Source organism: Streptomyces sp. NPDC057623 (assembly GCF_042800355.1).
Taxonomy (GTDB): domain Bacteria; phylum Actinomycetota; class Actinomycetes; order Streptomycetales; family Streptomycetaceae; genus Streptomyces.
Map to the genome: position 1 here is coordinate 145,744 of NZ_JBHVGZ010000005.1, position 24,173 is coordinate 169,916.

Consider the following 24,173-nt stretch of genomic DNA (forward strand, 5'->3'; position numbering starts at 1 on the left):
AAGGTGCCGGTGGAGATCACGTGGTGGGGTCACGCCACCTGCACGGTCGAGGATTCGAACGTGCGCGTTCTCACCGATCCTCTGTTCGCGCGCCGGCTCGCACACCTGCGTCGCCGCCGGGGTGCGCCGCCACCGCCCGGCGCCTGGCGCGCGGACGTCGCCGTGGTCTCCCACCTGCACGCCGACCATCTGCATGTCCCGTCCCTGGCACGGCTGGAGCGGGGCACCCGGCTGCTCGTGCCCCGGGGCGCGCTCCGGGCGGTGCCGCCCCTGCGCCGGCTCACGCACCTGGTGGTGAGCGAGGTGGAGCCGGGGGACGTGACGACGGTGGGCCCGCTGGCCGTACGGGCCGTGCCCGCGCGGCACGACGGGCGGCGGCTGCCGGTCGGCCCGCGTCGCTCGCCCGCCCTCGGCTATGTCATCGAGGGCGAGGCACGGACGTACTTCGCCGGGGACACCGGGCTGTTCGACACGATGGCGAACGAGGTCGGGCCGGTCGACGTGGCACTCCTGCCGGTCGGCGGCTGGGGACCGTACCTCGGCGAAGGCCATCTCGACGCGGGGCGGGCGGCCGAGGCGCTGGCCCGGCTCGCGCCGCGCAGCGCGGTGCCGGTGCACTACGGCACGTACTGGCCGATCGGCATGGACGCCGTGCGGCCCCATGAATTCCACGCGCCGGGCGACGAGTTCGCACGGCTCGCGGCGGAGCGCGCGCCCGGCGTGTCGGTGCATAGGCTCGCGCACGGGGAGCGCGTGCGCCCGGAGGTGACGCGGTGACGCTGCTGGCGGCCGCCACGACGGTGGTGCCGACGCAGTCGACGCAGCAGGCGATCGGCTATCCGACGCTGTTCTTGCTGGTGCTGATAGGGGCGCTGGTGCCGGTGATCCCGACGGGCGCACTGGTGAGTTCGGCGGCGGTGGTGGCGTTTCATCAGACGGCACCGTTCTCGCTGGCGCTGGTGTTCGTGACGGCGTCGACGGCCGCGTTCCTGGGGGACGCGACGTTGTACTGGCTGGGGCGGCGTGGCATGGGCTCGAAGAACGGCTCGCGCTGGCTGGAGGCGATCCGCTCGCGTGCGCCGGAGGACCGGCTCGCGCAGGCGCAGGAGAAGCTCGCCGCGCACGGGGTGGCGGTGCTGGTGCTGTCCCGGCTGGTGCCGGCGGGACGGCTGCCGGTGATGCTGGCGTGCCTGCTGGCGAAGTGGCCGATGCGGAGGTTCGCGCGGGGGAACCTGCCGGCGTGCCTCGCCTGGGCGGTGACGTATCAGCTGATCGGGATCCTTGGGGGCTCGCTGTTCTCGGAGCCTTGGGAGGGCGTGGTTGCGGCTGTTGCGCTGACGTTGGTGATGAGTGTGGCGCCCAGTGTGTGGAAGCGGGTTCGATCCGCCCGGTGACGTTTCGTCGCGGGGCCCCGCACCCCTTGGGGTGGGCCGGCCTAAAGCGTCCTTGACGCACCGACCGGCAGGTCCCACAGGTTCTCCCGGTCCAGGCCCGCCTTCTCCCATGCCGCCCGCACGCGCGTGAGGGGTTCCAGGACCGGTTCCGCCGACAGCACGAACGTGGCCCAGTGCATGGGCGCCATCCGCCGCGCGCCGAGGTCCTGAGCTGCCCGGACCGCCTCCTCCGGGTCGCAGTGGACGTCGCTGAGCCACCAGCGGGGGTCGTAGGCGCCGATGGGGAGCAGGGCGAGGTCGATGCCGGGGTAGCGCTCGCCGATGCGGGTGAACCAGTGGCCGTAGCCGGTGTCGCCCGCGAAGTACACGCGCCGGCCGTCGGGGGCGGTGAGCACCCAGCCGCCCCACAGGCTGCGGCAGGTGTCGATGAGGGTGCGCTTGGACCAGTGGTGGGCGGGGACGAAGTCGAAGCGGACGCCGGACAGTTCGGCGGCCTCCCACCAGTCCAGCTCGGTGACGCGCGTGAACCGGCGGCGACGGAACCAGGCGGCGAGACCGGCCGGCACGAACACGGGCGTGTCGCGCGGGAGCCGGCGCAGGGTGGGGGCGTCCAGGTGGTCGTAGTGGTTGTGGCTGATGACGACCGCGTCGACGCGCGGCAGGGCGCTCCAGGCGATGCCGACGGGGGTGATCCGGGCCGGGGTGCCGAGGATGCGGCGTGACCAGACGGGGTCGGTGAGGACGGTCAGTCCGCCGATCCGCACGACCCAACTGGCGTGCCCCGCCCAGGAGACGGCGGTCGTGCGCGCGTCCACGCGCGGCACCGGGCCCGGCGCGTAGGGCAGCCGGGCGATGTCGGCGAGGCCCTCCCGGCCGGGGCGTACGGAGCCCTCGCGGGCGAAGCGGGCGAGGGTCTTGATGCCGGGCAGCGGGGCGGTGAGACGGTCGTGGAAGGTCCGCGGCCACACCCGGCGTTCGCCCAGCGGGCGGGGTGCGGCGAGCGGCGGGAGCGGGGGCGCGAGGGGTGACGGGTCGGCCAAAGCTCCGGTTTCCCGGGGCGGCGTACGCGGTGTGGTCGACGTGGCTGACTCGGACTGCTGCGTCATCGAGGCGTCTCCCATCGCTGAGCTTCGTCACGGAGGTCGTCGAAGACCGACTTCAAGTGGATCAACGCGCGGTGCACATGCGGCAGTTCCAGCGGCGAGGGTGAAGTCACGCATGCCGCTCGTTCCTCGTCCGTGCCGGCCAGCAGCGGTCCGGTGGACAGCCGTACGCGCAGCTCGCCGAGGTCGTCGCCGAAGCGGTGCCCGCCCGGCGCGGGCATGCCGAGCCGGGCGGCGAGGAAGTCCTCCAGGTCCTGCGCGTCCCCCACGCCGTGCGCGGACAGCCCGGCGCGCAGCGGGCCGAGGTCGACGTACAGGTGCCGTCCGGCCTGCGGGGGCCGCGCCACGGCGCCCGCGCCCACGGCGGCGGCGTGCGCGGCGGTGGCCACGCGCGCGTGCAGGCGTACGGCGGCGATGATCCGTGCGGTGACCGGCTCTGGCTCCGCCAGCGCGTACCCGGCGGCGTGGGCGACCGGGCCGGCGATCCGGGCGCCGAGCGCGGTGAGCACGTCGAGCACGCGCGCGTGCAGGCCGTTCCCGGCGCCGCCCGCGGGGAACCGGGCGACCGCGGCCGGCCAGCCCGGCGGGAGGTGGGCGCCGGCCAGGTCGGTGACGACGGTGACCTGCTCGGGCAGCATCTCGGCGGGGCTGAGCAGCACGGTGTCGTGCGGGGCGTGCACCGTGTCGCGCCAGGTCTCGTCGCTGACCAGGTGCAACCCCTCGTCGGTGGCGGCTTCCAGGGTCTCGTGCAGTGCCTCGGGCGGGGCCACGGTGGCGGTGGGGTCGTCGGCGACGGACAGCACGAGCAGCCGCGGGTCACCGCCCTCGGCACGGACCCGGCGGACGGTCTCCAGGAGGGCGTAGGGATCCGGCACGCCGCCGCTCTCGGCCGATGTCGCGACATGGAAGACGGGCCTGCCCAGCAGCCGTGCGTACGGCGCCCACCAGGCGGCACAGGGCCTGGGCACCAGGACGTCGCCGCCGAGCGCGGCGGTCAGCGCGAGCAGCAGGGCGGGCGCCCCGGGGGCGGCCACCGCCTCCTCGGGCCCGGTGGACAGCCCGCGCCGGTCCCAGTAGCCGCACGCGGCCTCCAGGAGGGCGGCGCCGCCCCCGACGGGCTCGCTCTCGGCCCGTCCGGCGGCCGCGGCGAGGACGGCGGCCAGTTCGGGCAGCACGGGCAGCCCGTCGCCCGGGTGCGGCGGTCCGTAGCGGACGGGGCCGTGGCCTTCGGGGTCCGTCGGGCGCATCGTGCCTCCGCGCTGTGCCTGGTGCCTCAGTGAGTACCCATCGTGCCGCCGCCCCATGGGCGCCCGCAGGTGTTGCGCCCGTCACGGCGGCGGCGTGTGTCAGTCCTCCGTGGCGGGAGCCTTGCGGCGCAGTCGGTACACCGCACCGCCGGCCGCGCCCGCGATCAGCACACCGCCCGTGACCAGAGCGGGGACGGAGTCGGTGAAGGTGCCACCCGTGCCTGCCTGTACGCCGTGGTGGTTCGGGTCGTCGGCGCAGTCCTGCGAGTGGCCCCCGGTCTCCTCCCATGCGGTGTCGGTGTCGGTGTCGCTCCAGGTCTTGTCGGGTCCGGTCCTGCCCGAACGGGGGTCGGCACAGGGTTGACCACCACCGTCCGTGCCGCCGCTGCCGCCCTGCATGCCGTCCTTGCCGCCCTGCATGCCCTCCTTGCCGCTCTCGACGTCCTCCTTGCCGCCGTCCGTACCGCCCAAGCCGCCGCCCAAGCCGCCGTCCTTGCCGCCGTCCTTGCCGCCGCCCGTGCCGCCCGTACCCCCCGTCTCACCGCCGCCGCTGTCGAGGGCCACCGTCAACGTCGCGCTCCACTCCTTGCCCTTGCCTCCGGGCGCCGCCGGGCAGGTGCCGTCCACCGTCCATGCGGAGTCCGGTCCGGCCGCGTCGGGGTCACCCTCGAAGTTCTCGGCCGGAGGGATGCGGGCGGTGCCGCGGTAGGCGGGCCCGGCGTCCTTCTCGTCGTCGCCGGAGACCCGTTTCAGCTCGACGGTGCCCTCTTCGAACGCCTGCGAGGTGGCGTCGAGGGTGGCGGGCGCGGTCCCGCCGAGCGGGTCGCAGGAGACCGAGACGGTGACGCTGCCGCCCGGGGAGGCACTGCCGGGGCTGACCTCCGCGGTCGGTTCCGCGAAGACGGCCGAGGCGGCGAAGCCCAGGATCACACCGGCCAGAGCGGCGACGGACAGGGCGCGGGCGGTGCGGCGCATGGGGTGGGCTCCTTCGGCCGACGGCTGCGGGGTACGGCGGTCGTGCCCCCGCAGCCATGACAGCCCGCCCGGCGTCCGGGCGCGCGCGGCCGGGCACCATTCGCGGGACGGGCACGGCCGAGCGGGTGACATACCCCTCCCCCGTGTCCCGACCCGTCCCGACCCGTCCCGTCAGTTCAGCAGCGCCGCCAAGTCGCGTTCCAGCCCGCGTCCCCGTCGGCTGACGACCCCGGCCGCGACGTCCGAGAGCTTGCGGTTGGTGCCCTGGGAGATCCGGCGCAGTACGCCGAAGGCGGCGTCGGCGTCACAGCCGAGGACGTGCATGACGATGCCGCACGCCTGGTCGACGACGGGCCGGGTACGCAGGGCGGTGCCGAGATGGTCGAGCTCGCTGAGCGCGGCGCGGTAGGAGCGGTCGCGGACCAGGCAGCTGGCGGCGAAGTCGCCGAGGGCGTGCACGGGCCCGTGGGCGACGTCCTCCAGGGCGCACGGCCGGAAGCTGTAGAGACTGAGCGTCACCGTCAGCCCGGAGCGGCGGAACGGGAGCGTGACACTGGAGCGCACGCCCGAGTCGAGCGCCATGGCGCGGTACTGCGGCCAGCGCTCGTCGCGCAGCAGGTCGGCCGAGTCGACGGGTTCACCGCGTTCCAGGGCGTCCGGAATGGGGCCGTCCCCGGAGCGGAGCTGCACGGCGACGAGACCGGCGAGGTCGGGATGGGTGACGGCGGCGGGCCGCTCGGCACCCGCCTCGGCGACCATGCTGCTCGCTCCGCAGCAGTCGGCGGTGCAGCGCACGGCCTGTTCGACCAGTTCGGACAACCGGCGCCCAGGAAGGGCGGCTTCGGCGGACTCGTGTCCCCAGTGACCCACAGGGTGGCGAGCGGACATCCTCAACTCCTCCTCTTGCCCTGCGCGTTCCCGCGCCCGTGCGGGCGAAACGGAGGCAGGACGGGCGGTGGGACAACCGGCAGAACCCGGCTGGGTCCCGGCGCCCCGCGCCGTGTTGCCACGAGCTAGGTTCATTCCCATGGCGAAGACCGACGAATTCGGTGAAGAGCTCGCGGATTTCGTGCGCCGCGTCGCGGAACTCAAGGCGGCGCGGTCCGTGTCGGAAGGGGACCTGCCGACCGTACTGGACGCGGCCATCTTCGAACTCGACCATGTCGCCGACCAGTTGTGGCCGTGGTACGAGCGGCTGTCCTCGGCGGGCCCGCCCCGTACGCCGTCCGCCGACCGGCAGGAGCAGCATCTGCTGCGGGCCGTGTTCCAGCGGTTCCCGCTCCCAGTGGCACTGGTGGACCGGGAGGCGGTGGTGCGCCGGCTCAACTTCACGGCGACGGCCTTCACCGGTGTCCGGGCGGGCTATGCGACGGGCCGGCCGCTGACCGGGTTGCTGGCCCACGCCGACCGGGCCGCGTTCCGTTCCCAGGCGGCGGCGGTGGCCCGCGGCGAGGGCGACCGCAGTCTCACCGTGCACCTCCAGCAGCACCCGTCCGCGCCGGTCCACGCGACCCTGACCGCCGTCCGCCCGAGCGGGGAGCCGCACACCACCGTGCTGGTGGTGCTGCAGCCCGGGGACCTCCGCGCGTCCCCGGGCGTGGCCGAGAGCCCGGCGACGCAGGTCCCGGACCTGGCCGAGACCACCCGGCACGCGGCCCTGATGGACGTCCTGGACGAGATGACCACGACGTTGCTGACCGCGCCACGCGGCGACCGCGAGGCGGTCGTGCGGCAGGCGGCCCGGGTCCTGCACGGCCGCTTCGCCGACTGGGTGATCGCTGACACGGGCACGGCGGGGTTCTCCCGTACGACCGTGCTGGCCCCGTCGGAAGAGGAGGCGAGCGCCCTGGCGGGCCAGGATCCGACGACGTGTCCCCTCGTCATGGAGACGGCGCGCACGGCCTCCCCCGCCCTTCAGGTCGGCCCCCCGAACCCGGACGCCTTCGGCCGTGACGCCGAGGGCGCCCCCGTCCTCGTACAGGCGAACGTCACCTCACTGCTGTGCGTGCCTGTCGTGGTCGGGGGCGCCGTACAGGGCGTACTCACGCTGTTCCGCTGCGCAGCCCGCCCCGCGTTCTCGATGGCGGAGGCCAGGGCTCTGGACACGATGTCCCGTCACCTGTCACTGGCGGTGGCGGCAACGCCCTGAAGGGGCGCGGGACCGTGTCAGGCCGCGGACCCGCCGTGGGGGCGCGACAAGCGGACACCTTCAGCCCACGTCACTGAGCACCTGCTCCCGCACGCGGCTGCAGCACCGGCTGATCAGCCGGGACACGTGCATCTGCGAGATGCCCAACTGCTCGGCGATCCGGCTCTGCGTCATGTCCCCGAAGAACCGCATGTACAAAATGGCCCGCTCACGCTCGGGCAGGGCCGCCAGCCGGGGTGCGACCGCCTCACGGTCCACCACCGTGTCCAGCGCGGGATCGGCGGAGCCCAGCGCGTCGCTCAGCGAATACCCGTCGTCGCTGCCGGGCAGCTCCGCGTCCAGCGACAGGGCGGTGAAACTCTCCAGTGCCTCCAGCCCGACCTTGACGTCGGCCTCGCTCATGTCCGCGTGCGCGGCGATCTCGGCGACCGTCGGACGGCGACCGGAGACGGTCTGGAGGTCCTGGACGGCGAACCGCACACGGTTGCGCAGGTCCTGCACCCGGCGCGGCACGTGCAGCGTCCACATGTGGTCGCGGAAGTGCCGCTTGATCTCGCCGGTGATGGTGGGTACGGCGTAGCTCTCGAAGGCGTTGCCGCGTTCGGGGTCGTATCGGTCGACGGCCTTGACGAGTCCGAGGGCGGCGACCTGACGCAGGTCGTCGAGGCTCTCGCCGCGGCTGCGGAAACGTCCGGCGAGCCGGTCGGCCATGGGGAGCCATGCCTCGACGATCCGCTCGCGGACGGTGTCGCGCTGCTGTCCCTCGGGCAGGGTGGCGAGCTTGCGGAAGTCCTCCGCGGTGTCGGGGGCGTCGTCGTGCGGGTGGTGCTTCGCGCTCACTGAAGTGGGCATCGTGCGTCGCAACTCCCTTGATCGTGCTCTGGCTTGGACGGTCACCATGGGAGTGCGGGCGCGCACCGGAGCGGGACACACCCGTGGCGGGGAATCCCCGCTCCCACGGACGTGCCTCCTGTCCGAAGCACTGCTTCTTCGCCTGCCCCCGCCCCCGGGCCGCAAACACCGGGGCAGGTTTTCCACCGGCCCGCGGGGTCACTCGGAGCGGGGCCGCGCAGTCCCCCCTCTCACCGGACCCTGGAGGTCCCGCATGAGCACCAAGGTCGCCGACCATGTCCTGCACCGTCTGCGCGAGTGGGGCGTGGAGCACGTCTTCGGCTATCCCGGCGACGGCATCAACGGCCTGCTCGCCGCCTGGGGCCGCGCCGAGAACCAGCCCCGTTTCGTGCAGTCCCGGCACGAGGAGATGTCCGCGTTCCAGGCGGTCGGTTACGCCAAGTTCAGCGGCCGTCTCGGCGTGTGCGCGGCGACGTCCGGACCGGGCGCGATCCACCTCCTGAACGGCCTCTACGACGCCAAGCTCGACCATGTCCCCGTCCTGGCGATCGTGGGCCAGACGCACCGCACCGCGATGGGCGGCTCGTACCAGCAGGAGGTGGACCTGCACACCCTGTTCAAGGACGTCGCCTCGGACTTCGTGGAGACGGTGACGGTCCCCGAGCAGCTGCCGAACGTCCTGGACCGGGCGATCCGCACCGCGTACGCGCGCCGCGCGCCCACGGCGGTCATCATCCCGGGCGACGTCCAGGAGCTCGATTACTCGGCGCCCACGCACGAGTTCAAGATGGTGCCCTCCAGCCTGGACCGCAGCGGTTGGACGGCGATCCCCTCGGACGACTCGGTCCGGCGGGCGGCCGAGATCCTCAACACCGGTGACAAGGTGGCGATCCTGGTCGGCCAGGGCGCGTCCGGCGCGCGGGCCGAGGTGGAGCGGATCGCCGAACTGCTCGGCGCCGGCGTGGCCAAGGCGCTGCTCGGCAAGGACGCACTGAGCGACGAACTGCCGTATGTCACCGGCTCGATCGGCCTGCTGGGCACCCGCCCGTCGTACGAGCTCATGCGGGACTGCGACACCCTGCTCACCATCGGATCCTCCTTCCCGTACACGCAGTTCCTGCCGGAGTTCGGCAAGGCGCGCGGGGTGCAGATCGACATCGATCCGCACATGGTCGGGATGCGGTATCCGTACGAGGCGAATCTGGTCGGCGACGCGAAGGCGACGCTGGAACGGCTGATCCCGCTGATCAGGTCCGAGGAGCGCGGCCGCGAGTGGTACGACACGGTGTGCGACAACGTGGCGCGCTGGAGCGAGGTCATGGACCGGCGGGCGAAGCAGTCCGCCGACCCCATCAACCCGGAGTACGTCGCCCGCGCCCTGGATCCGCTACTCCCCGACAACGCGATCGTCTCCTCCGACTCGGGCTCGGCGGCGAACTGGTACGCCCGCCACCTGACGATGCGGCCCGGCATGCGCGGGTCGCTCTCCGGGACCCTCGCGACGATGGGCTGCGGGGTGCCGTACGCGATCGGCGCCAAGTTCGCCCACCCGGACCGTCCGGCGATCGCGCTGGTCGGCGACGGCGCGATGCAGATGAACGGCCTGGCGGAGCTGATCACGGCGGCGAAGTACAAGGACCTGTGGGAGGACCCGCGGCTGGTCGTCGCCGTGTGGAACAACCATGACCTCAACCAGGTCACCTGGGAGATGCGCGCCATGGAGGGCGCCCCGTCCTTCCTGCCCTCCCAGGAGCTCCCTGACGTCCAGTACGCCGCCTTCGCCCGCTCGCTCGGCCTGACCGGCATCCGCGTCGAGAAGCCCGAGGACGTCGAGGCGGGCTGGCGCGCCGGTCTGGAGGCGGACGGCCCCGCGGTCGTCGAGTTCCTGACCGACCCCGCCGTACCGCCGATCCCGCCGCACGCCACGTGGGAGCAGATGGAGGCCACGGCCTCGTCGATCCTGAAGGGGGACGCGGACCGGGGGTCCATGATCAGGCAGGGGTTCAAGGCGAAGGTGCAGGAGTTCCTGCCGGGGCGGGAGAAGACGGGGCGGGAGAAGAAGCGCCACTGAGTCGAGAAGACGGGACCGGACGGCAGCGTCCCGCGGCCGGAGCCGCCGGACGGCTCGCCGGGGAGCGGAGGGGGCGGCCTCAGTGACCGAGCGCCGCCCCTTCCGGCCGGTCCGTCTCGTCCGGGTCCTTCGGTAGCAGCACATCCTCGTAACGGCCCAGCGCCAGCACCACGCCGAGCATGAGCAGTGGGAGGAGCACCGCGAGCAGTGCCATGACCTGGTCCTTCCCCGAGCAGAACGTGCGTGGGGGTTGAGGGACCGGGTCTCCCCGCTTCCGGTGCGCAAACCCTGTGTCGCCCCCGGATGTACGGGTACGCGGTGCGCACGCCGAAGATCTGGAGGGAGTCATGCAGCGAGGCAGCGACCGGCTGAGCGTTCACCGTGACGACGAGATGAAGCACGAACTGCAAGGGCTGCTGAGGTCCGGCCACCCCACCCGGACCGAGGAGTGGCACGATCCGGAGCCGTCCGCCGATGACGATCCGCAGGTCGCGGGTGGTCCGGTGACGCCGGGGAGTACGGCGTCCCTGGCGACGGTCCGACTCGAACTGGCGCGGATCCTGGGCCGCAGCGCCTTCCCGGCGAGCCCCCGGGAACTGATCGTCGCGTTGCGCCGCGGGTACGCGCCCGATGCCCTGGTCGAGTCTTTGGAGCACCTGCCGCGCTCGAAGCGCTACGCCAATGTCCAGGAGCTGGCAGAGGCGCTGACCGGGACCGGGGCGCCCAGGAGGGCCCGCGATGGCTGATTTCGTGAAGGACGTCATGACACCGGGCGTGGTCGCCGTCCGCCCGGACGCCTCGCTCGTCGAGGCGGCGCAGCTGATGCGGGCGCAGGACATCGGCGATGTCGTGGTGGCCGACGGCCAGGACGTCGTGGGCGTCCTCACCGACCGTGACATCACGGTGCGCGCGGTCGCCGACGGCGCCGACCCGCTGACGGTGAGCGCCCGGTCGGTGTGCAGCCGCAACCCGGTGGTGATCGACCCGGGCGAGCGGGTGTCCGTCGCGGTCGCGCTGATGCGCGAGCACGCCGTACGGCGGCTGCCCGTCGTCGAGGACGGGCTGCCGGTCGGCGTCATCAGCCTCGGGGATCTGGCCGAGACCCAGGATCCCGACTCGGCGCTGGCCGAGATCAGCCGTGCGGCTCCGGACGAGTGACGGATCGCCGACACCGCCACCGTCGCCGTCCGGCCTGCCGCGTGCGTGCCCGCACGGCGGGACGAGCAGGGGCTCCACGAGCGGCGAGGCCCCTTTTCAGGACCACGGAAGGACGTTGAGACATCATGCGTATCGCCTTTCTGACCGCGCCCGAGGGCGTCGAGCAGATCGAGCTCACCGATCCATGGCAGGCGGTGGTGAACGCGGGCCACGAGCCGGTGCTCGTGTCGACGAAGCCGGGCACGATCCAGGCGTTCCACCACCTCGACAAGGCCGACAAGTTCCCCGTGCAGGAGGTCGTGGGCGAGACGTCCGCCGCCTCGTTCGACGCGCTGGTCCTGCCGGGCGGTGTCGCCAACCCTGACTATCTGCGGATGAACGGGGAGGCCGTCGCCTTCGTGCGGGACTTCTTCGATCAGGGCCGCCCGGTCGCCGCGATCTGCCATGCCTCCTGGACGCTGGTGGAGGCGGACGTCGTACGCGGGAGGGTGCTGACCTCCTGGCCGAGTCTGCGGACGGACATCCGCAACGCGGGCGGCACCTGGGTCGACGAGCAGGTGCGGATCTGCGACCACGGCCCCGGCAAGCTGGTCACCAGCCGCAAGCCGGACGACCTGAAGGCGTTCTGCGAGGCGTTCCTCGAAGTCTTCGAGAAGGAGGCGTCGTAAATGGGGAACCGCAAGCAGGAGCAGCGGGACGCCTTCCGGGCGGACGACCCCACGGCCGGGCCGCTCACCACCGACCAGGGCGTGGAGGTCGACCACACCGACGACTCGCTGGCCGCCGGCGAACGCGGGCCGACGCTGATGGAGGACTTCCACTTCCGGGAGAAGCTCACGCACTTCGACCACGAGCGGATCCCGGTGGGGGTCCCCCCACGCCTTTGAGGCAGTGGGGGAGGGTGGTGCGCCTTTCTCCAGGACCCGGCCGTGCAGACCCCGGTGTTCGTGCGGTTCTCCACGGTGCAGGGGCCCAAGGGCTCGGCCGACACCGTGCGGGACGTGCGCGGCTTCGCGACCAAGTTCTGCACGTCGGAGGGGAATTACGACCTGGTCGGGAACAACTTCCCGGTCTTCTTCATCCAGGACGGCATGAAGTTCCCCGACTTCGTGCACGCGGTGAAGCCGGAGCCGCACAACGACATCCCGACCGGCGATCATGTGGCTGATGTCGGACCGGGCGATCCCGCGCAGCTCCCGCATGATGCAGGGCTTCGGCGTGCACACCTTCCGGTTCGTGAACGCGGACGGGAAGGGCACGTTCGTGAAGTTCCACCGGAAGCCGCGGCTGGGCGTGCGGTCACTGGTGTGGGACGAGGCGCAGGAGTGCCAGGGCCGCGACCCGGACTTCAACCGGCGGGACCTGTGGGACGCGATCGAGTCGGGCGAGTACCCGGAGTGGGAGCTGGGCGTCCAACTCGTCGCGGAGGAGGACGAGTTCGCCTTCGACTTCGACCTGCTCGACGCCACGAAGGTCATCCCGGAGGAGCAGGTCCCGGTACGGCCGATCGGCCGGATGGTGCTGAACCGCAACCCGGAGAACTTCTTCGCCGAGACCGAACAGGTCGCGTTCCACACGGCGAACGTCGTCCCCGGGATCGACTTCACCAACGACCCGCTGCTCCAGGCCCGCAACTTCTCCTACCTCGACACGCAGCTGATCCGGCTGGGCGGTCCCAACTTCGCCCAGCTGCCGGTGAACCGCCCGGTGGCACCCGTACGCACCAACCAACGCGACGGCTACCACCAGAGCGCGCTGCACAGCGGCACGAACTACTTCCCGAACTCCCTGGGCGGCGGCTGCCCCGCGCACGCCGGTGTCGACGGCAGCGCGTACACGCTCCCCCACGCTCGAACAGACTCGCGCGGGGGCCTACAGCCAGCCTGCGATGTTCTGGAACAGCATGGCGGACTGGGAGAAGCAGCACATCGTCGCCGCGTTCCGGTTCGAGCTCGGCAAGGTCGGCGCGAAGGAGGTGCGGGCCCGGACCATCGAGCAGCTCGCGAAGGTGAACGGCGACCTGGCGTCCCAGGTCGCGCACGGCATCGGAGTGCCGGAGCCGTCCGGGACACAGGCGGCGGACAAGCTCTCCTCCCCCGCGCTGAGTATGGAGTCGCAGCACGGCGACGGCTCGATCCGCACCCGGCAGATCGCGGTCCTCGTCACCGACGGCGTCGACACCGCGCAGGTGAGCTCGGTACGTGAGGCGCTCACGGCCGAGGGGGCGATCGTCGAGGCGCCGGCGCCGACGGACGGCTCGGTCAGCGGCGCCCACGGTGACCGGTGCGAGGTCGACCGGGCACTGCCGACGGTCGCCTCCGTGCTGTACGACGCCGTACTGCTGCCCGGCGGCCCGCACGGCACCCCGCCCACGGCCGCCGACCAGGACGCGATGCGCTTCGTGCGGGACGCCTACCGGCACGGCAAGCCGGTCGGCGCGCTCGGCTCCGGCGTGGGCGTCCTGTCGTCCCTGGAGCCGGATGGCGTCCGGCTGTCCGCCGAGTTCCACCACACGGTGGCCGACCTGGGCGTGGTGACGGACACGTCTCCGGGCCCGGCGAGCCAGGACTTTCTGGCGGCCTTCGAGGCCGCCTTGTCGGCGCACCGCCATTGGGGGCGTCCGCCGGTGCGGTACTGAGGCCGGCGGGGGCCCGCCCCGCTCAGCTGCTTCTCACCCCGCGCCGCGCTCGCGGGCGCCGTCACGGGTGCGGCCCGCTGCCACCGTGCGGCGCGGGTTGCGGCGCAGGTACTCGCCCTCCAGCTGCGCCATGCGTTCGTTGTGGGCCCGCATCGCGGCGTTCGAGCCGTACAGCAGCGTGTCGTGACGCGTCCGGTGGATGGTCTCCAGCTCCTTCATGAGCTGCTGGTCGTCCAGCCGGCTGGGGTCGACTCCGGTCATGGTGGTGCCCCGCTCGTCGTGTAGAGATTCCTGAATCCACTGTACGAACACCCCGGGCCCTGGGCCTGCGTACACGTCGGCGCCCCGCGGCACGATCGGCCGCGGGAACGGCGGCACTCCCGCGAACCTCATGGACGCGCGATCTTCGCCCGAGCGGGTGAGGTGCTCCTGGGCCGCCGCCGGACGTGACCGAGAGATCCCCCAGACCCCGCTCCTCACACGCCGGAGGGGGCTGAGTCCAGCGGCGGGGGCCAGGAACCTAGCGCGCCCGCTCCACCCTGCGTTCGTCCCACACCGGCTCCGCCGTCTCCCGCACCCGCCCGTCGCTGCCGAAGACCAGATACCGGTCGAAGGAGCGCGCGAACCAGCGGTCGTGCGTGACAGCCAGCACCGTGCCCTCGAAGGCCTCCAGCCCCTCCTGAAGGGCCTCGGCGGACTCCAGGTCGAGGTTGTCGGTCGGCTCGTCGAGAAGAAGGGCGGTGACTCCCTCCAGCTCCAGCAGGAGGATCTGGAAGCGGGCCTGCTGCCCGCCGGAGAGCCGGTCGAAGGCCTGCTCGGCCTGGTGGGTGAGCTCGTAGCGGCGCAGCCGGGACATCGCGGCACCCCGGTCCTGGGCGTGCTCCTTCCACAGGATGTCGAGGAGCGTGCGGCCGACCAGCTCAGGGTGCGCGTGCGTCTGCGCGAAGTGCCCCGGCACGACGCGCGCACCCAGCTTCCACGCCCCCGTGTGCGCCACGTCGTCGCCGGCCAGCAGGCGCAGGAAGTGCGACTTGCCGGAGCCGTTGGAGCCGAGGACGGCGACCCGTTCGCCGTAGAAGACCTCCAGGGAGAACGGCTGCATCAGGCCCGTGAGTTCGAGTCCGTCGCAGATGACGGCCCGCACCCCGGTACGGCCGCCCTTCAGCCGCATCCTGATGTCCTGCTCGCGCGGCGGCTCCGGCGGCGGGCCGATCTCCTCGTACTTGCGCAGCCTGGTCTGGGCGGCCTGGTAGCGGGAGGCCATCGCGGGGCTGTTCTCGGCGGCCTGACGGAGTGTCAGCACCAGCTTCTTCAGCTGGGCGTGCTTCTCGTCCCAGCGTTTGCGCAGTTCCTCGAAGCGGGCGAAGCGCTGGCGCCGGGCCTCGTGGTACGTGGCGAAGCCGCCGCCGTGCACCCAGGCGTCGGCGCCGGCCGGAGAGGGCTCGACGGAGACGATCTTCTGCGCGGTGCGGGCGAGGAGTTCGCGGTCGTGGGAGACGAAGAGGACGGTCTTGCGGGTCTCCTTCAGCCGCTCCTCCAGCCACCGCTTGCCGGGCACGTCGAGATAGTTGTCGGGCTCGTCGAGCAGGAGCACCTCGTCCGTGCCGCGCAGCAGCGCCTCCAGCACCAGCCGCTTCTGCTCACCGCCCGACAGGGTCCGCACCTGGCGCCACTGCGCCCGCTCGTACGGCACGCCGAGCGCGGCCGTGGTGCACATGTCCCACAGCGTCTCGGCCTCGTAGCCGCGCACCTCGGCCCAGTCGGCGAGCGCCTGCGCGTACCTCAGCTGGGCCGCCTCGTCGTCGATGGTCATGATCCCGTGCTCGGCGGCGTCGACGGCCCGCGCCGCCTCGCGGATCCGGGGCGGCGCGACCGACACGAGCAGGTCGCGTACGGTCGTCTCGTCCCGTACGGATCCCACGAACTGGCGCATCACGCCGAGGCCGCCACTCACGGTGACGGTCCCGCCGTGCGGTTTCAGCTCGCCGGAGATCAGCCGCAGCAGGGTCGTCTTCCCGGCCCCGTTCGGCCCGACGAGTGCCACCACGGCGCCTTCCCCCACCCGGAACGACACGTCGCCGAGCAACGCCCTCCCGTCGGGAAGGTAGTACTCGAGATGCGCTGCTTCCAGATGTCCCATAGGGCCGCATTCTGCGGTCCGCCGGCGGCCGTGGGCAAACGCTTATCCGGCGCTGTGCGGGCCGGACAGGGGCAGCGAGGGCGGGAACCTACTCGGCGTCCACCGCCCGCCCTGTCGGCCCGCCCTCCCCCGCCGGGGCCACCACGGCTCCCGCCCAGGTCAACGCCTTCCAGCCGTCCGCCGGCGTCCCCTCCAGGATCACCACCCCGGTGTTGTCGAGCGGGCGCGCCGCGGCGAAGGGCACATCCACATTGACGGCCCGGGCCGCCGTCCACATGCGGATCGCGGCGCCATGACTGACCATGGCCACCGTTCCGGCTCCGCTCCGAGCGGCCTCCGCGACCACGGAGTCGTAGCGCGCCAGCACCTCCGTGCCGCTCTCACCGCCCGGCATCCGCAGCCCGGTCTCCCCGGCCGCCCAGGCGAACACCGTCCTCATGTAGAGCCCGCCCTGCCCGGTGTCCCCGCGCACCATCTCCAGGTCCCCCGCGAAGACCTCCCGGATCCCGTCGCGCACCAGCACGTCAAGGCCCCGCGCGGCGGCCAGCGGGGCGGCGGTGAGCTGGGTGCGGATCAGGGTGGACGCGTAGACGGCCTCGATGTCCTCGCCGGCCAGGGCCGCGGGAAGCGCGGCGGCCTGCTGTTCGCCGAGGGCGGTCAGGCCGGCGCCCGGGACACCCGTGTCCAGCAGGTAGTCCACGTTGGACGGGGTCTGGCCGTGGCGGACGAGGAGCAGGCGCATGTACGGGTTCCTCCGTGTGTCGGTCACCGCCGGCCGGACAGCAATCGGCCACTTCAGGGTACCCAGCCCTGTATGAGCCCAGACGTCGACCTCACCGTCCCGAAGCCCGGCCGCAACGCCCTGCGCAACCGGCTCCTCGCCCTCGACTCCCGGCTGTTCGAGTTCGCCGCCGAGCGGAACTGGCCGTACGCCGAGCCGGTCCTGCCGCGGCTGAGCCGGAGCGCGAACCACGGCGTGCTGTGGTTCGCGGCGGCCGCCGCGATCGCCGCGAGCCGTACCCCTCGGGCCCGCCGGGCCGCCGCCCGGGGTCTCGCCTCGTTGAGCCTGGCCTCGCTGACCATCAACACCCTCGGCAAGCGGTCGGTGCGCCGCCCCCGTCCCGTCCTGGACCCCGTACCGCTCGGCCGGCAGCTGAAGCGCCAGCCGATCACCACCTCGTTCCCGTCCGGGCACGCCGCGTCGGCGGCCGCGTTCGCGACCGGAGTCGCGCTGGAGTCGCCCGCCTGGGGCCTGGCGGTGGCGCCGGTCGCCTGGTCGGTCGCGTTGTCACGCGTGTATACGGGCGTCCACTTCCCGAGCGATGTGGTGGCGGGCGCGGCCCTGGGCGCGGGTGCCGCGTTCGCCGTACGGGGCATGGTGCCGACGCGTGACCGGGTGGTCCCGCCGGCCCGGCCCCGGACGGACGTTCCGGCGCTGGAGGACGGGGACGGCCTGGTCGTGGTGGCCAACAAGGCGTCGGGCAGTTCCGACCGGGTGCACGCCCTGCTGGACGTTCTGCCGCGCGCCGAGCTCGTCGAGTGCGAACCGGCCGACACCCGGGCCGAGTTGCGCAAGGCGGCGACCCGGGCCCGGGTGCTCGGGGTGTGCGGCGGCGACGGCACGGTGAACGCGGCCGCCGAGGTGGCGCTGGAGTTCGGCCTGCCTCTCGCGGTGCTGCCCGGGGGCACGCTGAACCACTTCGCCTACGACCTGGGTGTGGAGGACGAGCGCGACCTGGGCCGGGCCGTCCGGCGGGGCGAGGCGGTGCGCGTGGACGTGGGCCGCTTCACCTGCGATGGACAGCAGGGCGTGTTCCTCAACACGTGCAGCCTCGGTGTGTATCCGGAGCTGGTGCTGGAGCGGGACCGCTTCTCGCACCGGATCGGCGCCTGGCCGGCCGGGGTGCTCGCGGCCCTGCGCGTCCTGCGCCGGGACCGCCACCCGCTGCACACCGAAGTCGCGGGCCGCGCACACCCGTTGTGGATGCTGTTCGCCGGGAACGGCACCTACCACCGGATGGGCCTCGCCCCTGCCCGGCGCCTGAATCTCGCGGACGGCGTGCTCGACGTACGGGTCGTGCACGGGGGCCGCCGACCCGCACTGCGCCTGCTCGCGGCCGCCGTGGCGGGCCCGCTGACGCGTTCTCCGGCCCACGCGGCGGTCCAGGTCGGCCGACTGCACCTGTCCGGCGTCACACCGGGCGCGCTCCTCGCCTACGACGGCGAAGTCACCGAGGTGGGCGGCGAGGTGACCCTGGAGAAGCTGCCGGAGGCACTGACGGTCTACCGTCCGCTGCCCGGCGTCTGACAACTGGTCTGACGAGCCATCAGTCCAGATGGCAATACGCAGGTCTCACCATTCGACATGCGGGCGTACCGTGTCGCGTACCGCCAGGCGGGGCCGCGCGCCCCGTGGACCGGTATGACGCGACGAGGGGAACACGCATGTCGAAGGCCCAGGAGACCGCCGTCTACACGCACGGGCACCACGAGTCCGTGCTGCGTTCGCACACCTGGCGTACGGCCGCCAACTCGGCGGCCTACCTGCTCGGCTCACTGAAGCCGCACATGAGGATCCTGGACGTCGGCTGCGGCCCGGGCACGATCACCGCCGACCTGGCGGCCCTGGTCCCCGACGGGCACGTCACCGGCGTCGACCGGGCGCCGGAGATCCTGGAGCAGGCCCGGACCACGGCGGCCGGACGCGGTCTGGCGAACGTCGACTTCGCGGTCGCGGACGTGCACGCCCTGGACTTCCCGGACGACACGTTCTGCGTGGTCCACGCCCACCAGGTGCTCCAGCACGTCGGCGATCCGGTGGGCGCGCTGCGCGAGATGCGCCGGGTGACCAGGCCGGGCGGCTTCATCGCGGTCCGCGACTCGGACTACGCGGCCATGACCTGGCATCCGGCGTCCCAGGGCATGGACGCCTGGCTGGAGCTGTACCGCCGGGTCGCCCGCGCCAACGGCGGGGAGCCGGACGCCGGACGCCGGCTGAAGTCCTGGGCGCTGCGGGCCGGGCTGACGGACATCGCGGCCACGTCGAGCACCTGGACCTTCTCGACGCCGGACGAGCGGGCCTGGTGGAGCGGGCTGTGGGCGGATCGCACACTGGCCTCGGCGTACGCCGAGCGGGCCACGGAGGGCGGACACGCGAGCGCGGAGGGACTGCGGGCCGTATCGGAGGCCTGGCGGGAGTGGGGCCGACGGGAAGAAGGCTGGTTCAGTGTTCTGCACGGGGAGATTCTGTGCCGTAAAGACGCCTGAATCGCGTTTTTCTGGAAACCCGGTGAGCAGGAGGTCAAAAAACTATGGTTCCTATTCTGCTCGTGCTGCTGCTGGCCCTTGTTCTGTTCGGTGCCGGATTCGCGCTGAAGGCGCTGTGGTGGATCGCGGTCGTGGTTCTCGTGCTGTGGCTCCTGGGTTTCGTGATGCGCGGCAACACCGCGGCAGGAGGCAGGGGTCGCTGGTATCGGTGGTAGGTCCGCGTTCGACTGACAGCGAAAAAGAATAAAGAACGACGAGAAATCGGCAGTGAATTGATTTCACTGCCGATTTCTCTGTCATTCCCTGGTCATTCCCTGGTCACTCCCTGGTCACTCCCCGGTCGCTTCCTGATCACTCCCTGGGAAGCAGTGGCCCCAGCGGGCCGAGGTCCAGGTTCAGGTCCTCGGGCCGCAGTCCGTAGCGCTCCCGCAGTTCGGTCATCCGGTCGTCCAGCAGCATCAGCGTGAGGCCGATGCGCTCCTCCTGCTCCTCGCTCAGATCCCCCGTGTCGAAGCGGCGCAGGGCCTGGCGCTCCATCAGCTGGCGCAGCAGTTCCACGACCGTGAGGACGAGTTTCACGAGGTCGCGTTCCACCGTGTCGGGGTCGAGGTCCAGTCGGTTGCGGTGGGACGTCACGCGGGCTCCCCCCAGGGCGACGGGACCTGCTCGTTGACCGAGCTGATCAGCGCGTTCAGGTCGATACGGACGAGATCGACATCCGCGATCCGCAAAGTGACGTCCCCCGTGACGACGACGCCCCCGGCGAGCAGCCGATCGAGCAGGTCCACGAGGGCGACCTCGCGGCGTTCGACGGCGGTCACGGCTCCACCTCCGGCTCCTCCGCGAACTCGTCGGTGAAGGAATAGGCTGCCCAGGGCCCGGTGAGTTCGACCCGGATTCCGGGGGCATCGTCCTTCTCGCGGTCCACCAGTTCCACGAATTCCTCGGAATCCGCACGCGGCACCAGATAAGCGGCGTTGAGCATGCTCTGTCCGGGCGCGCCGGACAGGGCGGCGTTCTGCGGGGCATGCAGCCGGGAATCCTCAGCGAAGGCGGAAAGCGTTTCGTGGAGTCGGCCGGCGAATGCGGCGGCCTTCTGCCACACGTCCTCCCGGGCCCGCGTCTGCATACGGCGCCGCCGCAGATAGTCGCGGCCCGACCCGGCCGCCCCGTCCGGCCGGCCGGGCTCCGCGGCCTCCGTGGTCTCCGTGGCCGTAATCTCCGTGGTCTCCGGTTCGGCGTACACCTTCACGCCCCACTCGACCCGGCCCTCCAGCCGGTCCAGGACGCGCCGGAAGTCCTCCTCGCGGGCCTCCATCATGGTCCGTACCCCGCTGTCGTCCCGGAAGACGGTGGCGAGCCGCAGCGGCAGCGGGGTGGTGACGACGGTGAGCGCGTCGATGACCTGCTGGTGGGCGCGGGCCGTGGCGGTGAGCCAGTCCAGGTCCTCCAGATGGGCGCGCAGCGGCTCCTCGGCGAAGTCCGCCTCGGGCACCGTACTGACGACGGCGATCAGGCCGTGGTGCGTCAGCTGCTTGGGCGGCGACCCGGCGACCCCGGTCAGCTGGGACTGGAGGGCGGAGCGAAAGGGGCGGCAGACGGCATAGACGTAGCGCAGTCCGGTCATCGGGCCTCCTCCTGTTGCCGGGCGGGCTCCAGTTGGGCCAGCCGCTCACGCAACTCGGCGTTCTCCCGGGCCAGTTCGTCCCGGCGGGCGCGCGTCGACAGCGCCGGGTCGTCCTCCCACCAGTCGATGCCCATCTCCTTCGCCTTGTCGACGGAGGCGACGATGAGCCGCAGCTTGATGGTGAGGAGTTCGATGTCGAGCAGGTTGATCCGGATGTCGCCCGCGATGACCACGCCCTTGTCGAGCACCCTTTCCAGGATGTCGGCGAGGTTGGCGCCGCTGTCGTGGCCGTAGGGCTGGGGCAGCCGCCCGGGAGTCGTCATCGGCGGCTCCCGCCACCGGCGTACTCGGCCTCGTCCTCGGGCTCCTCCTCAGGGTCCTCGGCGGCCTCGGCTTCCGGTTCCTCCTCGTCCTCGGGCTCCTCCTCGTACTCGTCCTCGGGCTCGTACTCGTCCTCCGGTTCCCCCGCGTCCTCGTCCGTGTACTCTCCGTCCTCCTCGTCCTCCTCGTCCTCCTCGGGCTCCTCCTCGGCGTACGCGGCCTCCCCGTCTTCCTGCTCCTCTCCTTCGTACGCCTCCTCGTCCTCCTCCGCGACCGCGTCCTCGTGGCTGCGGACGACCTCACCGTCGCGGATCTCCCCGCGCCAGCCGTCCTCCGCCTCTCCCTTGAGGGTGATGTAGCGGACGTAGTTCTTGAGGTCGAGCCGGGCGCGGCGGCCCTGGGCGCGCCAGATGTTGCCGGTCTTCTCGAACAGACCCTTGGGGTAGTACTCGACGACCAGCAGGACACGGGTGAGGCTGTCGGCGATCCGGTGGAAGGAGACGACTCCCTTCGTGGAGCCCTTGGCGCCCTCCGACGTCCACGCGATGCGGTCGTCGGGGGTCTGCTCGGTGGTGTGCGCCTTCCAGCTGCGGTTGGACCAGAAGACCTTGAGCTGCCAGTCGGAGGTCGTGTCGTCGGCGCGGTTCGCGCTCTTCACGCCCTTCGCGAAGGTGCTGAAGTCCTGGTACTGGGTCCACTGGTCGTACGCGGTGCGCAGCGGGACGCCGACATCGACGTACTCGATGATGACGGTGGGCTTCTTGCCCGCCCCGCCCTTGCCCTTGCCCTTGCCCTTGCCGCCGACGAGGTTCTTCAGCGCGTCGGTCACGTTGTCCTTGGCACGTGAGGCGCCGAGCTCCAGCGCGCTGCGCAGCGGCCCCTTGCCCTCGGCGAGCTTGCGGCCGCCGTCCAGGGCGAGCTGGGCGAAGCCGGGGCTGCGGCCCTCGGCGATGTCGGTCAGCTTGCCCGTGGTCTCACCGAGTTTCTGGCCGGCGCCGGTCAGCAGCCGCGTGGCCTGGGCGGCGAGGTACTCGCGCAGTTCGGCCTTGAGCCGGTCGGCGGCCTCGCTCTGGGCCAGCCCGCTGAGCGGCCCCGTGGCCCCGCGGGCCGCGGAAGTCGCCGAGTTCGCGGATCCGAGTTTCCCGGTCATCGCTCGTCACCGCCCTTCGGCAGCCGGGACCGCGCGCTCCGGGCGGCTCCGCCCGCCGCGGCCGTCTTCTTGGCGGCGGGCTTCCGGTCCGCCGTCTTCTTCGCCGCCGTCTTCTCGGCCGGAGCCTTCTTCGCCGCGGACTTCTTGGCGGGCGCCTTCTTCGCGGCGGTCTTCTTCGCCGGAGCCTTCTTCGCCGCCTTGCGACGCGGCTCCTCCTCGGCCTCGGGCTCCTCGGCGTCGGCCGCCTCCTCGGGCTCCTCGTACTCCTCGTCGTCCGGACCGAGGCCCTCCGTGCCGGGCACCGCCCCGGCCAGCTGGTCACGTACCTGTGCGGTACGCCCGTGCAGCCGGTCGGCGAAGGCGTCGAGCTGCCGCTCGACCATCGCGCCCGACGCCGCCTTGCCCACACCTCGCAGGTCCTCGCGCAGCTGGTCCCCGATCTCCTTGAACTGCGGGTTGTTCTGGAGCTGCTGGGACACCAGGTCCGCGAGCGCCCGCGGGCTCAGTTGCATCCGCTTGCCGGCCACCAACGTGCCGACGGCGAACGCCAGTTTCATCTTCTTCGTACGTCCGAGGACGTATCCGGCCCCTACGGCGAGGCCCAGTCCCACTCGGTTCATCGTGCCGTCCCATCACTTGCCCGTGCCGTGCGCGAGGGCGATCTCCAGTCGGTCGAGGAGCTCGTCCTCCCGGCGGTCGAACTCCTCCTCGTCGATCTCGCCCGTGGTCAACTGCTCTTCGAGCGCGGCCAGTTCCGCGCGCAGGGTCGCCGGGTCGTAGTAGAGGCGCTCCGCCTCCGCCAAGACCTGTCTGATGACCCATCCGCTGCCGCGCACCGGGGCGAACGGCAGCAGCACCACCTCTCCGATCAGTCCCACGGCCTCACTCCTCCGCGCTCTGAACGCCGGTCATGGTCCCCGCGGGATCGGCCGGGCCGGGATCGACGAAGCTGTACGGCGGCAGCGGGCCGTTGACGCGCAGGTCGAGGTGGGGGTGGCCCTTGCGGAGCTGTTCCACCGCCGTGAGGAAGGTCTCGACCCCCTCGCGGCCCACCAGGAACGACACGTTGGCGAGCCAGCCGCCGGAGTCGGGGCCCACGCTGACCGCGTCCGCGGCCGGCTCCAGGGTGTGCTGTACGTCGGTCGCGTCCTCGGCCTCCTGGACCTTGACCGCGGCGACGACCATCTCGCCGAGCCGGAGGCGCTCCTCGTAAGTGCCGCCGTCGGCCCGCCGGTTGGCCTCCGTGATGGCCCGGATCTCCGGGTTCTCGGACAGCACGCGGTGCAGCACCGCCTCTTCGGAGTGGCTGGCCTTGATGTTGTACTCGACCTTGCCGTCCAGGGCCGTGAGGCGTTCCTGGTAGTGCTCGGCGCGTTCGGCGAGGACTCCGGCGACCGTGTCGTCGTCGGGGGCGAGGCTCCCGAACCGCATGGGCAGCACGCACCCGGCCGCGCCCGCCTCGGCGAGCACGTTCGAGTGGGCGAGCAGTTCCTTGCGCTTGGGGCGCAGCCCTTCGGGGGCGTCGCTGACCAGGGCGGCCAGGCCCCCCTCCTTGAGTACCCGGATCGGGCGGGGCGGGTCGCCGACGCCGCCCACGGCGCTCGGAAGCGAAGGGTGCGAGCCGGCGGTGATGCCGTACACGTACGTGCTCACTCCTGCTCCTCCTTCCGGCGCGACGCGGTGGACTTGCGGGCCCGCGGCCTCGGCTGCTCCTCGCCTTCGTCCCGCGCCTGCTTGAAGGCGTCGGAGATGGTCTCGGCGGCGCCGGACAGCGCCCCCTTGGACTTGCCGCGCGCGCCGGACTCGGTGATCTCGCCGACGAGGTCGGGCAGACCCGGGCTCTTGCGCGGACCGGCCTCCAGGTCGAGCCGGTTGCACGCTTCGGCGAAGCGGAGATAGGTGTCGACGCTGGCGACGACGACCCGTACGTCGATCTTCAGGATCTCGATGCCGACGAGGGAGACCCGTACGAACGCGTCGATGACGAGCCCCCTGTCGAGGATGAGCTCCAGGACGTCGTAGAGGCCGCTGCTGCCGCCTCCGCCTGCGGTCTGCTGTGCCGGGACAACGGTCATGCCGGC

General features: G+C 72.2%; 29 protein-coding genes and 1 pseudogene. 12 read left to right on the forward strand and 18 right to left on the reverse strand.

The genetic code is table 11. The features are described 5' to 3' along the window. Positions 1–3: 3 nt before the first annotated feature. On the forward strand, positions 4–777 hold the full coding sequence (locus ACFU95_RS07770) for an MBL fold metallo-hydrolase (RefSeq protein ID WP_383823260.1): 774 nt from the start codon (positions 4–6) through the stop codon (positions 775–777). Beyond that, positions 774–1,394, forward strand: coding sequence for a DedA family protein (locus ACFU95_RS07775; RefSeq protein ID WP_383823263.1), 621 nt, complete (start codon positions 774–776; stop codon positions 1,392–1,394). Before ACFU95_RS07770 ends, ACFU95_RS07775 begins: the two co-directional genes overlap by 4 nt. Before the next feature lie 41 nt (positions 1,395–1,435). Here the strand turns inward: ACFU95_RS07775 and ACFU95_RS07780 are convergent, their stop codons facing one another. From ACFU95_RS07780 to ACFU95_RS07795, 4 genes are all read right to left on the reverse strand, one after another. Beyond that, positions 1,436–2,500 (reverse strand): MBL fold metallo-hydrolase, encoded by a 1,065-nt coding sequence (locus ACFU95_RS07780; protein ID WP_383823266.1) that lies wholly within the window; start codon positions 2,498–2,500, stop codon positions 1,436–1,438. Continuing rightward, complete coding sequence (locus ACFU95_RS07785) at positions 2,497–3,744, reverse strand: aminotransferase class I/II-fold pyridoxal phosphate-dependent enzyme (protein ID WP_383823270.1); 1,248 nt, start codon at positions 3,742–3,744, stop codon at positions 2,497–2,499. The genes ACFU95_RS07780 and ACFU95_RS07785 overlap by 4 nt, the downstream gene beginning before the upstream one ends. Positions 3,745–3,843: 99 nt before the next feature. Further along, a complete protein-coding gene (locus tag ACFU95_RS07790; protein WP_383823273.1) occupies positions 3,844–4,719 on the reverse strand; it encodes a hypothetical protein in 876 nt (291 codons plus the stop codon). Positions 4,720–4,890: 171 nt separating this feature from the next. After that, positions 4,891–5,607, reverse strand: coding sequence for an ANTAR domain-containing response regulator (locus ACFU95_RS07795; RefSeq protein ID WP_383823276.1), 717 nt, complete (start codon positions 5,605–5,607; stop codon positions 4,891–4,893). A 139-nt stretch (positions 5,608–5,746) separates the two neighbouring features. Here ACFU95_RS07795 and ACFU95_RS07800 point away from each other — a divergent pair, with 139 nt between their 5' ends. Further along, positions 5,747–6,868: a GAF domain-containing protein gene (locus ACFU95_RS07800; protein WP_383823278.1), complete on the forward strand. Its 1,122-nt coding sequence runs from the start codon at positions 5,747–5,749 to the stop codon at positions 6,866–6,868. Positions 6,869–6,928: 60 nt separating this feature from the next. Here ACFU95_RS07800 and ACFU95_RS07805 read toward each other — a convergent pair whose 3' ends face one another. Further along, positions 6,929–7,720 carry an RNA polymerase sigma factor SigF gene (locus ACFU95_RS07805; protein WP_383823281.1) on the reverse strand — a complete coding sequence of 264 codons (792 nt, stop codon included), beginning with the start codon at positions 7,718–7,720 and terminating at the stop codon, positions 6,929–6,931. A 253-nt stretch (positions 7,721–7,973) separates the two neighbouring features. Between ACFU95_RS07805 and ACFU95_RS07810 the strand changes: the two genes are divergently transcribed. Next, the gene (locus ACFU95_RS07810) at positions 7,974–9,791 is read left to right on the forward strand and encodes a thiamine pyrophosphate-requiring protein (RefSeq protein WP_383823284.1); all 1,818 of its coding nucleotides are present in this window, start codon (positions 7,974–7,976) and stop codon (positions 9,789–9,791) included. Between the two features lie 79 nt (positions 9,792–9,870). On the opposite strand, the gene ACFU95_RS07815 is transcribed toward ACFU95_RS07810, so the two are convergent. Next, complete coding sequence (locus tag ACFU95_RS07815; RefSeq protein ID WP_383823287.1) at positions 9,871–10,005, reverse strand: hypothetical protein; 135 nt, start codon at positions 10,003–10,005, stop codon at positions 9,871–9,873. 133 nt (positions 10,006–10,138) lie between these two features. On the opposite strand from ACFU95_RS07815, the gene ACFU95_RS07820 reads away from it, so the two are divergent. The 5 genes and pseudogenes from ACFU95_RS07820 to ACFU95_RS07840 all read left to right on the forward strand — a co-directional run bounded on the left by ACFU95_RS07820 (position 10,139) and on the right by ACFU95_RS07840 (position 13,587). Further along, positions 10,139–10,537, forward strand: a complete 399-nt coding sequence (locus tag ACFU95_RS07820) for a DUF2795 domain-containing protein (protein ID WP_383823290.1) — start codon at positions 10,139–10,141, stop codon at positions 10,535–10,537. Then, the gene (locus ACFU95_RS07825; RefSeq protein ID WP_383823293.1) at positions 10,530–10,949 is read left to right on the forward strand and encodes a CBS domain-containing protein; all 420 of its coding nucleotides are present in this window, start codon (positions 10,530–10,532) and stop codon (positions 10,947–10,949) included. Before ACFU95_RS07820 ends, ACFU95_RS07825 begins: the two co-directional genes overlap by 8 nt. Before the next feature lie 125 nt (positions 10,950–11,074). Further along, entirely contained in the window at positions 11,075–11,617 is a 543-nt protein-coding gene (locus ACFU95_RS07830; RefSeq protein WP_383823296.1) for a type 1 glutamine amidotransferase domain-containing protein, read from the forward strand. Next, a pseudogene (locus ACFU95_RS07835) lies at positions 11,618–12,683 on the forward strand (catalase); the annotation flags it as partial. 154 nt (positions 12,684–12,837) lie between these two features. Further along, positions 12,838–13,587, forward strand: a complete 750-nt coding sequence (locus ACFU95_RS07840; protein ID WP_383823299.1) for a catalase-related domain-containing protein — start codon at positions 12,838–12,840, stop codon at positions 13,585–13,587. Positions 13,588–13,620: 33 nt separating this feature from the next. Here the strand turns inward: ACFU95_RS07840 and ACFU95_RS07845 are convergent, their stop codons facing one another. The 3 genes from ACFU95_RS07845 to ACFU95_RS07855 all read right to left on the reverse strand — a co-directional run bounded on the left by ACFU95_RS07845 (position 13,621) and on the right by ACFU95_RS07855 (position 16,469). Continuing rightward, positions 13,621–13,848 carry a DUF6158 family protein gene (locus tag ACFU95_RS07845; protein ID WP_383823301.1) on the reverse strand — a complete coding sequence of 76 codons (228 nt, stop codon included), beginning with the start codon at positions 13,846–13,848 and terminating at the stop codon, positions 13,621–13,623. 259 nt (positions 13,849–14,107) lie between these two features. Beyond that, a complete protein-coding gene (locus ACFU95_RS07850; RefSeq protein WP_383823303.1) occupies positions 14,108–15,727 on the reverse strand; it encodes an ABC-F family ATP-binding cassette domain-containing protein in 1,620 nt (539 codons plus the stop codon). A gap of 88 nt (positions 15,728–15,815) precedes the next feature. Next, complete coding sequence (locus ACFU95_RS07855) at positions 15,816–16,469, reverse strand: histidine phosphatase family protein (protein ID WP_383823306.1); 654 nt, start codon at positions 16,467–16,469, stop codon at positions 15,816–15,818. Between the two features lie 72 nt (positions 16,470–16,541). On the opposite strand from ACFU95_RS07855, the gene ACFU95_RS07860 reads away from it, so the two are divergent. From ACFU95_RS07860 to ACFU95_RS07870, 3 genes are all read left to right on the forward strand, one after another. Then, the gene (locus ACFU95_RS07860) at positions 16,542–18,035 is read left to right on the forward strand and encodes a bifunctional phosphatase PAP2/diacylglycerol kinase family protein (protein WP_383823308.1); all 1,494 of its coding nucleotides are present in this window, start codon (positions 16,542–16,544) and stop codon (positions 18,033–18,035) included. Between the two features lie 137 nt (positions 18,036–18,172). After that, positions 18,173–18,994 carry a methyltransferase domain-containing protein gene (locus ACFU95_RS07865; RefSeq protein WP_383823311.1) on the forward strand — a complete coding sequence of 274 codons (822 nt, stop codon included), beginning with the start codon at positions 18,173–18,175 and terminating at the stop codon, positions 18,992–18,994. Between the two features lie 44 nt (positions 18,995–19,038). Beyond that, positions 19,039–19,209: a hydrophobic protein gene (locus tag ACFU95_RS07870; protein WP_383823314.1), complete on the forward strand. Its 171-nt coding sequence runs from the start codon at positions 19,039–19,041 to the stop codon at positions 19,207–19,209. 136 nt (positions 19,210–19,345) lie between these two features. Here ACFU95_RS07870 and ACFU95_RS07875 read toward each other — a convergent pair whose 3' ends face one another. The 9 genes from ACFU95_RS07875 to ACFU95_RS07915 are packed head-to-tail and all read right to left on the reverse strand — an operon-like array spanning position 19,346 to position 24,167. After that, positions 19,346–19,630 carry a gas vesicle protein K gene (locus ACFU95_RS07875; protein ID WP_383449305.1) on the reverse strand — a complete coding sequence of 95 codons (285 nt, stop codon included), beginning with the start codon at positions 19,628–19,630 and terminating at the stop codon, positions 19,346–19,348. Beyond that, positions 19,627–19,815 (reverse strand): gas vesicle protein, encoded by a 189-nt coding sequence (locus tag ACFU95_RS07880; protein ID WP_383823316.1) that lies wholly within the window; start codon positions 19,813–19,815, stop codon positions 19,627–19,629. The genes ACFU95_RS07875 and ACFU95_RS07880 overlap by 4 nt, the downstream gene beginning before the upstream one ends. Further along, the gene (locus ACFU95_RS07885) at positions 19,812–20,621 is read right to left on the reverse strand and encodes a GvpL/GvpF family gas vesicle protein (RefSeq protein ID WP_383823319.1); all 810 of its coding nucleotides are present in this window, start codon (positions 20,619–20,621) and stop codon (positions 19,812–19,814) included. Before ACFU95_RS07885 ends, ACFU95_RS07880 begins: the two co-directional genes overlap by 4 nt. Continuing rightward, complete coding sequence (locus ACFU95_RS07890) at positions 20,618–20,944, reverse strand: gas vesicle protein (protein WP_383823321.1); 327 nt, start codon at positions 20,942–20,944, stop codon at positions 20,618–20,620. Before ACFU95_RS07890 ends, ACFU95_RS07885 begins: the two co-directional genes overlap by 4 nt. Next, positions 20,941–22,092, reverse strand: coding sequence for an SRPBCC family protein (locus tag ACFU95_RS07895; RefSeq protein WP_383823324.1), 1,152 nt, complete (start codon positions 22,090–22,092; stop codon positions 20,941–20,943). The genes ACFU95_RS07890 and ACFU95_RS07895 overlap by 4 nt, the downstream gene beginning before the upstream one ends. Next, entirely contained in the window at positions 22,089–22,712 is a 624-nt protein-coding gene (locus tag ACFU95_RS07900; RefSeq protein ID WP_383823327.1) for a DNA primase, read from the reverse strand. The genes ACFU95_RS07895 and ACFU95_RS07900 overlap by 4 nt, the downstream gene beginning before the upstream one ends. Positions 22,713–22,724: 12 nt before the next feature. Continuing rightward, positions 22,725–22,970 (reverse strand): gas vesicle protein GvpG, encoded by a 246-nt coding sequence (locus tag ACFU95_RS07905; RefSeq protein ID WP_383823330.1) that lies wholly within the window; start codon positions 22,968–22,970, stop codon positions 22,725–22,727. A gap of 4 nt (positions 22,971–22,974) precedes the next feature. Continuing rightward, positions 22,975–23,745, reverse strand: coding sequence for a GvpL/GvpF family gas vesicle protein (locus ACFU95_RS07910; RefSeq protein ID WP_383823332.1), 771 nt, complete (start codon positions 23,743–23,745; stop codon positions 22,975–22,977). Then, positions 23,742–24,167 carry a gas vesicle structural protein GvpA gene (locus tag ACFU95_RS07915; protein ID WP_383823335.1) on the reverse strand — a complete coding sequence of 142 codons (426 nt, stop codon included), beginning with the start codon at positions 24,165–24,167 and terminating at the stop codon, positions 23,742–23,744. The genes ACFU95_RS07910 and ACFU95_RS07915 overlap by 4 nt, the downstream gene beginning before the upstream one ends. Between the last annotated feature and the right edge of the window lie 6 nt (positions 24,168–24,173).

Coding starts and splice junctions, on each gene's coding strand:
- ACFU95_RS07780 (WP_383823266.1), bottom strand. CDS start 2,500: ATGACGCAGCAGTCCGAGTCAGCCACGTCGACCACACCGCGTACGCCG.
- ACFU95_RS07785 (WP_383823270.1), bottom strand. CDS start 3,744: ATGCGCCCGACGGACCCCGAAGGCCACGGCCCCGTCCGCTACGGACCG.
- ACFU95_RS07790 (WP_383823273.1), bottom strand. CDS start 4,719: ATGCGCCGCACCGCCCGCGCCCTGTCCGTCGCCGCTCTGGCCGGTGTG.
- ACFU95_RS07795 (WP_383823276.1), bottom strand. CDS start 5,607: ATGTCCGCTCGCCACCCTGTGGGTCACTGGGGACACGAGTCCGCCGAA.
- ACFU95_RS07800 (WP_383823278.1), top strand. CDS start 5,747: ATGGCGAAGACCGACGAATTCGGTGAAGAGCTCGCGGATTTCGTGCGC.
- ACFU95_RS07805 (WP_383823281.1), bottom strand. CDS start 7,720: ATGCCCACTTCAGTGAGCGCGAAGCACCACCCGCACGACGACGCCCCC.
- ACFU95_RS07810 (WP_383823284.1), top strand. CDS start 7,974: ATGAGCACCAAGGTCGCCGACCATGTCCTGCACCGTCTGCGCGAGTGG.
- ACFU95_RS07815 (WP_383823287.1), bottom strand. CDS start 10,005: ATGGCACTGCTCGCGGTGCTCCTCCCACTGCTCATGCTCGGCGTGGTG.
- ACFU95_RS07820 (WP_383823290.1), top strand. CDS start 10,139: ATGCAGCGAGGCAGCGACCGGCTGAGCGTTCACCGTGACGACGAGATG.
- ACFU95_RS07825 (WP_383823293.1), top strand. CDS start 10,530: ATGGCTGATTTCGTGAAGGACGTCATGACACCGGGCGTGGTCGCCGTC.
- ACFU95_RS07830 (WP_383823296.1), top strand. CDS start 11,075: ATGCGTATCGCCTTTCTGACCGCGCCCGAGGGCGTCGAGCAGATCGAG.
- ACFU95_RS07840 (WP_383823299.1), top strand. CDS start 12,838: ATGTTCTGGAACAGCATGGCGGACTGGGAGAAGCAGCACATCGTCGCC.
- ACFU95_RS07845 (WP_383823301.1), bottom strand. CDS start 13,848: ATGACCGGAGTCGACCCCAGCCGGCTGGACGACCAGCAGCTCATGAAG.
- ACFU95_RS07850 (WP_383823303.1), bottom strand. CDS start 15,727: ATGGGACATCTGGAAGCAGCGCATCTCGAGTACTACCTTCCCGACGGG.
- ACFU95_RS07855 (WP_383823306.1), bottom strand. CDS start 16,469: ATGCGCCTGCTCCTCGTCCGCCACGGCCAGACCCCGTCCAACGTGGAC.
- ACFU95_RS07860 (WP_383823308.1), top strand. CDS start 16,542: ATGAGCCCAGACGTCGACCTCACCGTCCCGAAGCCCGGCCGCAACGCC.
- ACFU95_RS07865 (WP_383823311.1), top strand. CDS start 18,173: ATGTCGAAGGCCCAGGAGACCGCCGTCTACACGCACGGGCACCACGAG.
- ACFU95_RS07870 (WP_383823314.1), top strand. CDS start 19,039: ATGGTTCCTATTCTGCTCGTGCTGCTGCTGGCCCTTGTTCTGTTCGGT.
- ACFU95_RS07885 (WP_383823319.1), bottom strand. CDS start 20,621: ATGACCGGACTGCGCTACGTCTATGCCGTCTGCCGCCCCTTTCGCTCC.
- ACFU95_RS07890 (WP_383823321.1), bottom strand. CDS start 20,944: ATGACGACTCCCGGGCGGCTGCCCCAGCCCTACGGCCACGACAGCGGC.
- ACFU95_RS07895 (WP_383823324.1), bottom strand. CDS start 22,092: ATGACCGGGAAACTCGGATCCGCGAACTCGGCGACTTCCGCGGCCCGC.
- ACFU95_RS07900 (WP_383823327.1), bottom strand. CDS start 22,712: ATGAACCGAGTGGGACTGGGCCTCGCCGTAGGGGCCGGATACGTCCTC.
- ACFU95_RS07915 (WP_383823335.1), bottom strand. CDS start 24,167: ATGACCGTTGTCCCGGCACAGCAGACCGCAGGCGGAGGCGGCAGCAGC.